Here is a 13,011-nt window from a genome sequence, read left to right on the forward strand (position 1 = left end):
TCCTTCCCTCTGCCGGCGAACCCGGCCTTTGATTTTTTTGATCGGCCGTTGATCCACGACGCATGCGGGAAACGTAGCAGCAACTTATGCCCGGATCAATTCACATATTCGATTATCAGAATACATCGGACGGCGGATGCCTGCCCGTCCGGGTCGATCGCACTCATGTTGCGTGGCGCACACGCGTTCGCGCGGCGTCGCACAACCCGCGCGACGCCGGGAGACGGAGCCCTGAAAGCGACGTAACGTCAGCCGATTGTGCCAAGCGTCGGGAAGGTTTCGAGCAGCCAGAACGACAGCGCGGCCATCTGGCCCGTCATGAAGGCGATGCCGGTCAGGATCAGCACCACGCCCATCACCCGTTCCACGGTGACCATATGCTTGCGAAACCGCGACATGAACCGCATGAAGGGTCCGGCGAACATCCCGGCGACCAGGAACGGCACGCCGATTCCCAAGGCATAGGCCCCGAGCAGCGTCGCTCCCTGCAGCACCGATTCCTCGCTTCCGGCGACGAACAGGATCGCCGCGAGGATCGGACCGACGCACGGCGTCCAGCCGAAGGCAAAGGCCAGGCCGATGACATAGGCCCCGATCAGGCCGGCGGGCTTGCGTTCCACATGGACGCGCGCTTCGCGGTAAAGCAGGCCGATGCGGAACACGCCAAGGAAATGCAGCCCCATGATGATAATGGCCACCCCGGCGATATAGCCGAAGATCTGGATGTACTGCGTGACGAACTGACCGATGAAGGACGCGCTTGCCCCCAGCGCGACGAACACGGTCGAGAACCCGAGAACAAAGGCAAGCGAGGCAAAGAAGACCCGGCGCGGGTCCGCGCGCTCGACGCCCTCGCCGGTAAGCTCGTCAAGCGAGACGCCGGCCAGAAACCCGAGGTAGGGCGGCACAAGCGGCAAAACGCAGGGCGACACGAAAGACAGGAGACCGGCAAAAAACGAACCGATGAGTGTGACTTCTTGAAACATGCAGAAAATCCGTTCGCAGGCAGGACAACACCGCCCCGAGACATGGGGAGAACCGAATGGCCTTGCGGCAACCACCGGGGCGGACGGCGCAACATATCGCGTTTGACATCCAATGCACCGTGCCGTCCCGCTCATCACACGACAATGTGACCTCACGTCCCGGATTCGTATTCCTATTTTTGCATATGATCCAGTTTCTTTTGCGCTACACTGCAAATGCCCTGCTCGCCTGCCACGCAACCAAGCGGACATCGCACGCTCCATGATCAGACCCGTAACACGCTTTTTTCCCCGATACGCACTCGCAGCACTTGCATTGCTCCTTGCGTCCGTCATCCTCCCCTCGCTCCCGGCAAAGGCAGCGGAACTCGTCATGTTCGAGCAGCGGGGTTGCGAGTGGTGCGAGCGCTGGAACGCGGAAATCGGCCCGATCTATCCGAAGACCGAGGAAGGCAAGCTCGCGCCCCTGCGCCGGGTGGACATCCACGAGAAGATGCCGGAAGACCTCGCATGGCTGCGGCGGGAGGTTTTCACACCGAGTTTCGCGCTCGTGCACGAGGGACGCGAGTACGGCCGCATTCGCGGCTATCCGGGCGAGGATTTCTTCTGGGGCCTGCTCGGCCAGATGGTGGAAAAATTCAGACAGCGCACCGGGGATGGCGCACGTTTGCGCACGGACACGCCCTCCCCTGGATGAAGAGGCACCGGCTTCCCAGCGCGGCCGGATGGCAGTATATGCAAACCGTCGCAAGCACGCAGGCCCGGATGCGTCTCGGTTCGGCCTGTGCCGGAACGCGAAGCTGCCACTGCTATTGGATTGCCCGAACACCGGGCGACGTACAACAAGGATCACATCGTGTCTCTTCCCAGCACTCAGGATCTCGAGTGTTCTTCTGATCTCGAGAAAATCATCGACCGGGCGAAAACGGCGAGCGATTTCCTCAAGGCAATTGCCCATGAAAGCCGGCTTCTGATCCTGTGCATCCTGGCGGAAGGCGAGAAATCCGTCACCGAGCTGGAGGCGCTCCTGTCCTTGCGACAGCCCACGGTCTCGCAGCAGTTGGCGCGTTTGCGCATGGACAAGCTCGTGTCCACACGGCGAGAGGGCAAAACAGTATATTACAGCTTGGCAAACGAAGACGCCCGCAAGATCATTGAATCGGTCTACGATGTTTTCTGCCGGGACTGACAGGACCGGCCAATCCGCACACCGCCCATAAAGAGGCGCGCGACACATCCGTTGACGACGCGATCGGGAGGCGCGGGCAATGGACGTTGACACAGCACAAACGGTTGCCATTTACGGGTTCGCCGGCGGACTGGTGCTCGGTCTGGCCGCCCGCGTCGGGCGGTTTTGTACCATGGGTGCGCTGGAGGATGCCTTTCTCGGCGGTGACAAGCGCAGGCTGCGCAGCTGGGCGCTTGCGATCGCGGTGGCGACCGCGCTGTCACAGGCACTCGCGCATCTCGGGATCCTGGACTTCCATCACTCCATCTATCTGTCCAGCGGCTTTCCCTGGTTGGGAGCCGTGCTCGGCGGAATGATGTTCGGCGTCGGCATGGCGCTTGTCGGCACATGCGGCTACGGCACGCTTGCCCGCATCGGCGGCGGAGATCTCCGGGCCGTGGTGACCTTCCTGGTCATGGCCGTCTCCGCCTATATGGCCATGCGCGGCCTGACGGGCGTCGTTCGCCAGGCGGCGATCGATCCCTGGATCCTGTCGTTCGAGGCGACCGGCGGCATGGCGCTCGACGGCATCTTCGATGCGTTTACCGGCCTGGACACCGGTCCGGCAATCGGACTGCTGATCGCGGCCAGCCTCGCGTTCTGGGCGCTGAAGGACGCGAGTTTCCGGGCGGAGACCCGCCTTGTCGTCAGCGGCGTTGCGGTCGGTCTCGCGATTGTCGGCGGCTGGCTCGCCACCGGCCTCGTCGGCAGCGATCCCTTCGCGCCGCAACGACTGGAATCCTTTACCTTCGTGCGCCCGCTCGGCGACACACTGGTCTATATGATGACCTTCTCCGGGGCGACGGTGACCTTCGGGATCGGCTCTGTCGTCGGCGTGGTCGCCGGGGCAATTGCCGGCGCGCTCTTCAAGCGCGAGTTCCGCTGGGAAGCCTGTGACGACGTGCGCGAGTTGCGCCGCCACATCGTCGGCGCCTTCCTGATGGGGACCGGCGGCGTGATGGCCTACGGCTGCACCATCGGACAGGGCATCACCGCCGCCTCGACACTGTCGGTATCCGCGCCCGTGGTGATGATCTCGATTGCCATCGGTGCGCGCGCCGGACTGGCATGGCTGATCGAGGGCAGCCTGCGCGGCATTCTCGCCGCACACGCCTTCTCGCGGGACGCATAGCCCTCCCCGGCCGCGCAGTCATTGCTTCCGGCAAGCCGGCCGGGCAGCGTGACAGCGAGACGATCAGGTCTTTCTCACCACCAGCACGGAAACCGGCGCATGGCGCACGACCCGCGCGGCGTTCGGCCCAAGCAAATAGTCCTTCAGTTCTGGACGATGCGACCCGATCACGATCAGGTCCGCCTGGACCTTTTCGGCGGCTTCGATGATTTCCTCATAGATGTTGCCGTGGCCGATCACCGCCTGGACGCGAATGCCATCTGGAACCTGTTCGTCAATAAAGCCGTGCAGTTCCTCGCGCGTCTTGTCGATGGCGGTCGTCTCGAAGTCGTCGGGAAAGAACGACCCGACGATGGAGCGCCCGAAATCGGGAACGGCGGTGAAGATGTGAAGCACGCTTTCCGGCGACATGATTTCCCGCGCGGCGAGAACGACCTGCCTGGAGGAAGCCACATCGCCAAGGTCGACGCAGGCCAGGACATGCTTGAAGAGCGCACTCATGCCGGTTCTCCCTTCGCGGCTGCGCGCAGCTCGGCGGCGTTTCGCCGACGCCGGCGCTGCAACATGTAGATCACACCCAGAAGCGCGAGCGCCGGAAGATAGAAGAGCTCGCGCGGCGGTTGCGAACTGGCGACGGCCAGTGTCTTGATCGTCTGGTCGAAATCGAAGCCGGCCGCCTGGGCTGGCGAATCGTAGACGGCATTGTCGACGATGAGATTGCCGTCCTGAACCAGCGTTTCAAGACCAAAGGCCTCGAGCCGCTCCGCCCCCGTCGGTTCGTTGCCGACCGGGATCATCATCGTCAGTGTAATGGGATCGCCGACATCGTCGAAGGCATCCACCGTCGCCCGGAGTTCCGATCCCGGCGGCGCGTTGCCGACCGCCTCCTCGATGTTCACCGGATCGACCATGTTGAACGGCGGATAGACCATGTCCATCCAGAAACCGGGCCGGAACAACGTGAAGGCCACGAGGATCAGCGCCGCCGATTCCCAAAGACGCGAACGAACCAGGAAAACGCCCTGTGCACCCGCGGTGAACACCAGAATCGCCGCCGTCGCCACGATGAACACGATCACCCCTTCCATGAAGGTGACGTCGATCAGAAGCAGGTCTGTGTTGAAGATGAACAGAAACGGCAGGAGTGCGGTGCGCAGCGAATAGAAGAACGCCACGAAGCCCGTGCGGATCGGGTCGCCGCCGGACACGGCCGCCGCCGCGAAGGACGCAAGCCCCACCGGTGGCGTCACATCCGCCATGATGCCGAAATAGAACACGAAGAGATGCACCGCGATCAACGGTACGATCAGCCCGTTCTGTTGGCCGAGCGCCACGATTACGGGCGCGAGCAGTGACGACACGACAATGTAGTTGGCGGTCGTCGGCAGCCCCATGCCGAGGATCAGGCTGAGAATCGCGGTGAAGAGCAGAATCAGCAGGATCTGTCCCTGGCTCAGGAACTCCACCAGAGCGGCAAGCACGGCACCGACGCCGGTCTGCGACACCGCGCCGACGATGATGCCGGCGGCGGCCGTGGCAATACCGATGCCGATCATGTTGCGCGCACCCGCGATCATGCCGTCGATCAGCTCCGAGAAGCCCTGCCCCGCCGTTCCGCCAAGGTCCTGCCCGCGGAACATCGCGAACAGCGGTCGCTGTGTGAGCAGGATGAAGATCATCAGCGCGGTTGCCCAGAAGGCTGACAGCGACGGCGACAGGCGTTCCACCATCAGGCACCAGATCAGGACAAAGACCGGCAGCAGGAAATGAAGGCCGGATTTCACCGTCGGCCCCGCCTCCGGCAGGCGCAGCACCGGTTTGTTGGGATCGTCCATCTCAAGCTCGGGAAACGCCGAGCAATAGCGGATGAGCGCGACGTAGACCGCGATGATCAGGACAGAGACGACCCACAGGGTCGCCTCGCCCGCCAACGACTGCAGCACGTTCATGAAATAGAACAGCCCGAACGCGGCAACCGCCGATCCGCCGATCACCATCGCACCGGTCGACAGGATGCGACCACGACTGTCGGCGTCCACGCGGGCCCCAACCAGCTTGACGAAGGCGAACAGGATGGCCAGCACAATCGCGACCGCCAACAGCCGCATTTCAGAGGTTCCAAGCGCCTGAAACGCCAGGAACAGGTAGTAAACGCCGCTGGCGGCGGCCAGGAGCACGGCCATGGTGATGCCGAAGGACAGCAACGCCCATTTCAGCGGCTTGACCTCGCCGGCGCGCGGCAGGCCTTCCATGCCCTGCTTCAGCGCTTCCAGATGAACGATATAAACCAGCGCGATGTAGGAGATGATCGCCGGCAGGAAGGCGTGCTTGACCACCTCGAAATAGGAAATCCCGATATATTCGACCATCAGGAAGGCGGCGGCACCCATCACCGGCGGCATGATCTGGCCATTGACGGAGGACGCCACCTCGACGGCCCCGGCCTTTTCCCGTGAAAAGCCGACGCGGCGCATCATGGGAATCGTAAAGGTCCCGGTGGTCACCACATTCGCAATCGACGAACCGGAAATCAGACCGGTCATTCCCGAGGCAACGACCGCGGCCTTCGCCGGACCGCCGCTGAAGTGGCCCATCAGCGAAAAGGCGACCTTGATGAAGTAGTTGCCGGCGCCGGCCTTGTCGAGCAGCGCCCCGAACAACACGAAGAGAAACACCAGATCGGTGGACACGCCGAGCGCGATGCCGAACACGCCTTCCGTCGACAGCCACTGGTGATAGGCGACCGCGTTGAAGCTCGCGCCCTTCCAGGCAAGCAGTCCCGGCGCATAAGGCCCGAGGAAGGTGTAGCCGAGGAAGACCATCGCCACGATCATCAGCGGGGGGCCGAGCGAACGGCGGGTCGCCTCAAGCAGGAAGATGACGCCAAAAACCGCAACGACCACATCCGTGGTGTTGGGATTGTTGGGCCGGTCCGCGAGGCGGGACCCGAAGATGTTTTGCACCAGTTCGGTATCGAACACGAAGAGATAGAGCGCGCAGGCCGACGCACCGATTGCCAGCAGCCAGTCGTTCAGCGGCACATAGCGACGCGGCGACGTGCGGAACGCCGGAAACACGAGAAAGGCGAGAAACAGCGCGAAGGCCAGATGGATGGGGCGCGCTTCGCGGCCGGAAAAGACGCCGACCCCGATCACATAGGGCAAGGGCGAGGCAATCCAGATCTGGAACAGCGACCAGGCCAGCGCCAGTCCGGAAATCAGCAGCGCAACCTGATGGTTGACGGGATTTCGACCGCCGGTGTCGACGGATGCGACCAGATCGTCCAGGTCCGATGAACTATACTGACCCTTTGCAGGTTCTTCGGTCATTGCGCTGCCCCCCCCAGTTGCGCGTCTTCAAACATCACCGCCGCTGCATCGCCGGGCGGTGTGGCGGGGCCGACGTTCCAACGTCCCCCCCCCAGAAAGACAACCGGCGCGGAAGGATCGACCTCCCGCGCCGGCCGCGTGCCGATTACATCCAGCCGCGTTCCTTGTAGTATTTCACCGCACCCTCATGAAGCGGGGCCGACAGGTTGTTCTTGATCATGTCGGCTTCGTTCAGATTGGCGAAGGCGGGATGCATCTTCTTGAAGCGGTCGAAGTTCTCGAACACCGCCTTGGTGACCTCGTAAATGACCTCGGGCGAGGTGTTGCTCGAGGAGACGAAGGTGGCACCGACGCCGAAGGTCGTGGTGTCTTCGTCCGTACCGGTGTACATGCCGCCCGGAATCGTCGCCATCGCATAGAATGCGTTGTCGTCGACGAGCTTGCGGATCACGTCGTTGTCGACGGTGATCAGCTTGGATTCGCACGACGTCGTGGCTTCCTTGATGGTGCCGGCCGGGTGGCCGACGGTGAAGACGATCGCATCGATCTTGTTGTCGCAAAGCGCTGCCGCCTGTTCGGCGGACTTCAGCTCTGCGGCCAGCGCGAAATCGTCGGTGGACCAGCCCATCTTGTCCATCACGACTTCGAAGGTCGCGCGGGCGCCGGAGCCCGGATTGCCGAGGTTGACGCGCTTGCCCTTGAGATCGTCAAAGGTCTCGATGCCGGAATCGGCACGCGCCACGACGGTGAACGGCTCGGGGTGCACGGAAAAGACGGCGCGCAGCTCCTCGAACTTGCCGTCCGGGAACGTATCCGGGGCGGTTCCGTTATAGGCATGATACTGCCAGTCCGACTGGGCAACGCCCATGTCGAGATCGCCGGCACGAATGCCGTTGATGTTGGCGACCGATCCGCCGGTGGTGTGCGTGCACTTGATGTCGTGCTCGCTCGATCCGCGGTTCACCAGGCGGCAGATCGAGCCGCCGACCTGATAGTAGACGCCGGTCTGACCGCCGGTGCCGATGGTGATGAATGTTTCGGCCTGGGCCGCGCCGGAAAAGGCGAGACTGCCGGCCAGCGCAAGACCGAGCGTTGTCGTCTTAAGAATGTTCACTGCAATGCCTCCCGTTTATTGGCTGCAGATTGACTGTTGCAACCGACCTCCCCTCCCGACCAACCAAGTGGCCACAGGCAGGCAGGTCGAATATCCGGAACGATCGCGGTCGGCGGCGGACGTGTATATGGCCCGAAGATCGCGAGACCTTCTCAAGCGGGCCATGCGACCGGAATGCCTTGCGCACCGCGTTCGTCCCGAATCCAGTTGCGGGCGGCAACAAACCGCCACCCGCGTGACCGCACGTGTGCAGTCGCCGTTAGGTTAGACAGAAAACTCTCGTTTTTCCAAGCTCTTTCCCGGATGCGGGAACGCACGGGATGCGTGTGACGCGAGGATGGAAATCGCGGCCCCGGGACCGATACGGCCTGCAGGATAGGCTTACTCGCCTTTGCGGCCGCCGGACACGACCTCGAGGAAATGCCGGCGCAGCTGATGCTCGTCCTGTCCGTCCCTGAGTCCCTGTCGCCACTGATCGATCACCAGTCGAAGCGCAAGCGTCTCTCGGGTGTGCGGGAGGCGTGCCAGATAATCGGTAAAAAAGGAATCCAGTGCGTGGCGATCGAGGGCATTCTGCGCGATCAGTCCGTGGATGAGCGCCATCGTCGCGGCAATGTGCCCCTTCAGGAACTCGAACCCCGCGGCATCGGCCATCGTGTCCGAGTCGCCATCCGGTTTGTCCTCAAAGGTATCCGACATCACTCTACCCGTTGTTGCAGCCGAAGGGCCGTCCGGCTGCATCGTGGTACAGGAAACGAATGATGCTTTTTCAGGAGCTTGTCCCACCATGTCGGCAGAGACGCGACCGTCATCCATTTCCAACTGAAACCCTATACCACCACAGAGTTGTCCACAAAGCGTAAATGCCGGGAATACCGAGAGGCCGAGAGGTCCCGCACGCAGGCAAGCGGCCGCAACTTCAGCTCACCGAAGGGTTGGGACGTGGGCCCGCCCCCCGGATCCCGGCGTATCCCCGCCACGCCGGCGCGCGGACATCATGGCCTGGTCGCCAGGGACAGCGCCTTGCGGCGCAACGGGCCGAAACAAGAAACCTTGCAAAACTCCAAGGCGGCCTCCTGCGAGGCCGATCCAAGGGTTGCGATTGCATCTTCCCGCGTTTATAGAACCCCCGGTGAGTGAGCCGATAGCTCAGTTGGTAGAGCAACTGACTTTTAATCAGTAGGTCCAGGGTTCGAGCCCCTGTCGGCTCACCATTTTTCCCAATGACTTAGAGATTATCATCGTCAGTCCGGGCGGCCGGCGCTGCGGACCGGGCCCTGCCATGGCAAGGCCCGATCGCGTGCCTGGACTGCCACCAGATCAACTGTTGGGACGTATTCTGGCACCCGTCTTGTTGGCAAAGGCCTCAAGCCGTTCTCGTGCAGCCGGTTGGGTGTTGACCATCCCTGCCACCACGGATTCCGCATAGGCAGCGTCCATGGCGGACATGTTTTGCAGATGGCTGATCGCCGAGCAGATAGCGAAATTGGTCAGAGGCAAATTCGCCGCCATCTTGTCCGCCAGGTCCAGCGCCATATCGAAGCTTGATCCCTCGGTGATGTATTGCGCAAGCCCCAGATCGACGGCCGCCTGTCCCTGATAGACCCGCCCCGTCAGGATCATGTCGATCATCCGGGCCTTGCCGATCAGGTCGCTGACCCGGATGGTGGCTCCGCCGCCGGTGAAAATGCCGCGCTGCCCTTCGGGAAGGGCGAAATAAGTGGTCTGATCCATCACCCGCACATGCGCGGCGGCGGCCAGTTCCAGTCCTCCGCCAACCACTGCGCCCTTGAGCGCGGCGACCACCGGCACGCCGCCATACTCCATCTTGTTGAACGCCTCATGCCAGCGCAGGCAGACATGCATGAACTCGTCCGGGGTGCGATCTGCCTTCCAGTGTTCGATGAGATCGAGCCCGGCGCAGAAGTGGTCTCCCTCGCCCCGCAAGACCACGGCGCGCACCCCATCGCGATGGGCCGAGCCGAAGAAGCGCACCAGTTCGTCGATGGTTGCCAGGTCCAGCGCATTCCGCTTGGCAGCGCGGTTTAGGGACACGATGGCAACACCATTGTTGCGCAGTTCGATCAAAAGATTGATATAGCCGTCGAAACGGGTGTCCTGAGACATGTGAAGCTCCTTGAGGCGGGCACGCGGAGTGCCCATTCGGTTTACGGTCTAGAGGGCGGCGTCCAGCAGGCTGGCGGCGCCTTCGGTGATGCGGGCGCGGTCGGCCGCGCATTGCACGAGGATGTTGTGGGAATAGAAGGACGCGGTGGCGCACTTCCTTGTCATGAATTCGCAAGTCTCGTCGCGCGCCAGTGCCGCCTTGGCCGCCAGCATTGCACGGCCCAACTGCCACCCGGCGGCCAGGTTGCCGCTCAGCATCAGGAACGGGACGCTGCCCGCATAGGCCGCGTTGGCATCCCGCCCGAGCGTTGCGAGCAGGTGATCGAGGCTCGCTTCGAACTCCGCACGGGCCATGTCCAGCCGGGCGGCCACCGACTGCGCCTGCGCATCGCCCGAGGCAAGGGCATGAACGGTTTCGACAACCATGCCGGCAAAGCGTCGCGCGGTGGCCCCGCCATCCCGCTGGACCTTGCGTCCCAGGAGATCGTTGGCCTGGATCGCCGTGGTGCCCTCGTAGATCGGCAGTATGCGCGCATCGCGGTAGAACCGGGCGACACCGGTTTCCTCGATGAAGCCCATGCCGCCATGCACCTGTAGCCCCAGCGAGGCGACCTCGACCGCGCTCTCGGTGCAGTATCCCTTGACCAGCGGCACCAGAAACTCCGCCATAGCCGTGGCGTCGTGCCGGGTGGCCTCGTCGCCGTTCTCGGCCAGGTCGAGCCAGCCGGCGGCCGCAATGGCGAGCGCGCGGCAGCCCTCGACCGTAGCGCGCATCCGCATCAGCGTACGGCGCGTCTCCGGATGCTGGATGATTGGCACGCTGTCGGCCGAGCTGCCATCGACCGGGCGGCTCTGCACACGCTCGCGGGCATAGGCGAACGCATGCTGCGTGGCGCGTTCGGCGATAGCAACGCCCTGTACGCCCACCGCGAAGCGGGCCGAGGTCATCATCACGAACATATATTCCAGTCCGCGATTTTCCTCACCAACGAGGAAACCGGTTGCGCCCTCGTAATTCAGCACCGCCGTCGGGCTGGCGCGAACGCCGAGCTTGTGTTCGAGACTGCCACAGGTGACCGCATTGCGCTCGCCGGGAGCGCCATCGGGCTCCGGCAGGAATTTCGGCACCACGAACAGGCTCAGCCCGCGCGCGCCAGCCGGTGCGCCAGGGGTGCGGGCCAGAACCAGGTGAACGATGTTCTCGCTGAGGTCATGCTCGCCGTAGGTGATGAAGATCTTGGTCCCGGACACCGCGTAGGTGCCATCCTCCCGGCGGGTGGCGCTGGTGCGGATGCGCGCCAGATCGCTCCCGGCCTGCGGCTCGGTCAGGTTCATGGTTCCGGTCCAGCGCCCGGATATCAGCTTTTCGAGGTAGAGCGCCTGCTGCTCCGGCGAGCCGTTGACCGACAGCGCATCGATGGCCCCGTCCGTCAGCAGCAGACAGAGGCCAAAGCTCATGTCGGCGGCGTTGACGATTTCCGTCGCCGCCGCACCGGCCGCACGAGGCAGCCCCATTCCACCGAACTCGACCGGGTGTGAAAGGCTCTGCCAGCCGGTTTCAACGAACCTCTCGTAGGCCGCGCCGTACCCGTCGGGCATGACCACCCGTCCCTCGCTCAGACGTGCCCCCGCCACATCCCCCGCCTGTGCCAGCGGGGCGACCACACCGGTGCAGAACCGGTCGAAGGCGTCGAGTGCGGCCCGGATGTCGCCGTGATCAATACCGGCATAGCGCGGCAGGGCGCCGACCTCGGGCCATTGCGACAAGTGCAGGATATTGAACATGATGTCATCTATCGGTGCCTGGCAGATCATCCCACCCCCTCCCCGCTCTGTTGTTATGTGACACCTATTCCGCTTAAAATGCCGCCTCAACGTCATCGAATGACATTTTCATTTCCAAAAGTGACAAAGGCCGCACCGCAATTGCCATGACAGCCACCTTGGATCCCGTCAGCCCCACAACCGTCTCGCGCCGCCTGATCTCAGACTGGCTGGAGGCGTTGCGCAGGTGTTGTTCGAAGGTGCAGATGCGCGCGCTGCTGCAGCGCTCGGGGCTGGAAGAAATGCCCGCCCACCCTGACGCCCGAGTGACCCTGGACCAGATTGTCCTTCTCTATCAGATCGCCGCCGTCGAGAGCGGGGATGAGATGATGGGACTGTGGAGCCGTCCCATCCGTGCGCGCGCGCTGCAGCACCTTCTCACCACCGTGCTGGAGGCCGATACGCTGCCCTCCGCCCTTTATCGGTTCTCGACCTTCTGGAATCTCCTGCTCGATGATTTCCGCTTCGAACTGGAGCAGGACGGGGACCGGATCACCCTCTCGCTGGTGCCGATTGGCAATCAGCAGGTTCAGCGTTTCGGCCATCTCCTGATCCTGAAGCTGGCGCATGGGCTGGTTTCCTGGCTCGCCGGGTATGAGGTCCCAGTGCGCTCCATTGGCTTTGTCTTTGCCCGGCCCGATTTTTCCGAGGATTACGCCGTGATCTTTCCAGCGCGGGTTGATTTCGAAGCCCCGCGCTCTGAGATCTCGTTCGACGCCGCCGCCCTTGGTCCGCCGCTGACGCGCAGCAAGTCCGAATTGGTCGAGTTCGTGACGCGGGCGCCGAGAGACTGGATCTTCACGCGCTACCGCGAACATGCACAGTCGCTGCGCGTGCGTGAGTTTCTGTACCGAGCGGATTGGGAGGCATGCCGGCTGGCCGATGCTGCCGCATCGTTCGGGATGACACCGCGAACCCTGATGCGGCGCCTTGATCACGAAAAGACATCCTTCCAGGCGATCAAGGATAGCCTGCGTCGTGACATCGCCATGCGCGAACTTCTGAAAGCAGAAAAAAGCGTCGAGCAAATTTCAGAGGACCTCGGGTTCTCTTCCTCCGCCAATTTTCACAAGGCATTTCGTAGATGGACGGGAGAAAGTCCCGGCATGTTTCGCCGAACCAAGTCGCCCTGTTCCGCTTCAAGCTGAGCCTTCGCGAGAAACGCCACAGGCGATAGCCGGACAAACAGGGGCGCACCGGCCCGCCGGTTGTTCGGCGCTAGTTTGCAATTGAACAGGCAGGCGGCGCTTTTCATGATCCGGCAAGACGGT

The 13,011-nt window shown here is 63.0% G+C and carries 11 protein-coding genes and 1 tRNA gene; 5 read left to right on the plus strand and 7 right to left on the minus strand.

The features are described from left to right. Positions 1–248: 248 nt before the first annotated feature. Entirely contained in the window at positions 249–986 is a 738-nt protein-coding gene (locus G572_RS0102165; protein WP_029057088.1) for a cytochrome c biogenesis CcdA family protein, read from the minus strand. Between the two features lie 373 nt (positions 987–1,359). On the opposite strand from G572_RS0102165, the gene G572_RS22100 reads away from it, so the two are divergent. The 3 genes from G572_RS22100 (at position 1,360) to G572_RS0102180 (ending at position 3,346) form a co-directional block, all read left to right on the plus strand. Continuing rightward, entirely contained in the window at positions 1,360–1,683 is a 324-nt protein-coding gene (locus G572_RS22100; RefSeq protein WP_342664754.1) for a transcriptional regulator, read from the plus strand. A gap of 159 nt (positions 1,684–1,842) precedes the next feature. After that, complete coding sequence (locus G572_RS0102175; RefSeq protein ID WP_029057089.1) at positions 1,843–2,175, plus strand: ArsR/SmtB family transcription factor; 333 nt, start codon at positions 1,843–1,845, stop codon at positions 2,173–2,175. A 79-nt stretch (positions 2,176–2,254) separates the two neighbouring features. Continuing rightward, positions 2,255–3,346: a YeeE/YedE family protein gene (locus G572_RS0102180; RefSeq protein ID WP_051241473.1), complete on the plus strand. Its 1,092-nt coding sequence runs from the start codon at positions 2,255–2,257 to the stop codon at positions 3,344–3,346. A 63-nt stretch (positions 3,347–3,409) separates the two neighbouring features. On the opposite strand, the gene G572_RS0102185 is transcribed toward G572_RS0102180, so the two are convergent. From G572_RS0102185 to G572_RS0102200, 4 genes are all read right to left on the minus strand, one after another. Further along, complete coding sequence (locus tag G572_RS0102185) at positions 3,410–3,847, minus strand: universal stress protein (protein WP_029057091.1); 438 nt, start codon at positions 3,845–3,847, stop codon at positions 3,410–3,412. Further along, a complete protein-coding gene (locus tag G572_RS0102190; RefSeq protein ID WP_029057092.1) occupies positions 3,844–6,675 on the minus strand; it encodes a TRAP transporter permease in 2,832 nt (943 codons plus the stop codon). The genes G572_RS0102185 and G572_RS0102190 overlap by 4 nt, the downstream gene beginning before the upstream one ends. 145 nt (positions 6,676–6,820) lie before the next feature. Further along, positions 6,821–7,783 (minus strand): TAXI family TRAP transporter solute-binding subunit, encoded by a 963-nt coding sequence (locus G572_RS0102195; protein WP_029057093.1) that lies wholly within the window; start codon positions 7,781–7,783, stop codon positions 6,821–6,823. A 387-nt stretch (positions 7,784–8,170) separates the two neighbouring features. Continuing rightward, positions 8,171–8,488: a hypothetical protein gene (locus G572_RS0102200; protein WP_208979003.1), complete on the minus strand. Its 318-nt coding sequence runs from the start codon at positions 8,486–8,488 to the stop codon at positions 8,171–8,173. Between the two features lie 439 nt (positions 8,489–8,927). Between G572_RS0102200 and G572_RS0102205 the strand changes: the two genes are divergently transcribed. After that, a tRNA-Lys gene (locus G572_RS0102205) sits at positions 8,928–9,003 on the plus strand. Between the two features lie 106 nt (positions 9,004–9,109). Here the strand turns inward: G572_RS0102205 and dmdD are convergent. Beyond that, positions 9,110–9,916: a methylthioacryloyl-CoA hydratase gene (gene dmdD, locus G572_RS0102210; RefSeq protein WP_029057095.1), complete on the minus strand. Its 807-nt coding sequence runs from the start codon at positions 9,914–9,916 to the stop codon at positions 9,110–9,112. A gap of 48 nt (positions 9,917–9,964) precedes the next feature. Then, complete coding sequence (locus G572_RS0102215) at positions 9,965–11,731, minus strand: acyl-CoA dehydrogenase family protein (RefSeq protein WP_029057096.1); 1,767 nt, start codon at positions 11,729–11,731, stop codon at positions 9,965–9,967. A gap of 116 nt (positions 11,732–11,847) precedes the next feature. On the opposite strand from G572_RS0102215, the gene G572_RS0102220 reads away from it, so the two are divergent. After that, the gene (locus tag G572_RS0102220) at positions 11,848–12,888 is read left to right on the plus strand and encodes an AraC family transcriptional regulator (protein WP_029057097.1); all 1,041 of its coding nucleotides are present in this window, start codon (positions 11,848–11,850) and stop codon (positions 12,886–12,888) included. The last annotated feature ends 123 nt before the right edge of the window (positions 12,889–13,011 follow it).

Origin of the sequence: Stappia stellulata DSM 5886, from assembly GCF_000423705.1 — a bacterium.
Taxonomy (GTDB): Bacteria; Pseudomonadota; Alphaproteobacteria; order Rhizobiales; family Stappiaceae; genus Stappia; species Stappia stellulata.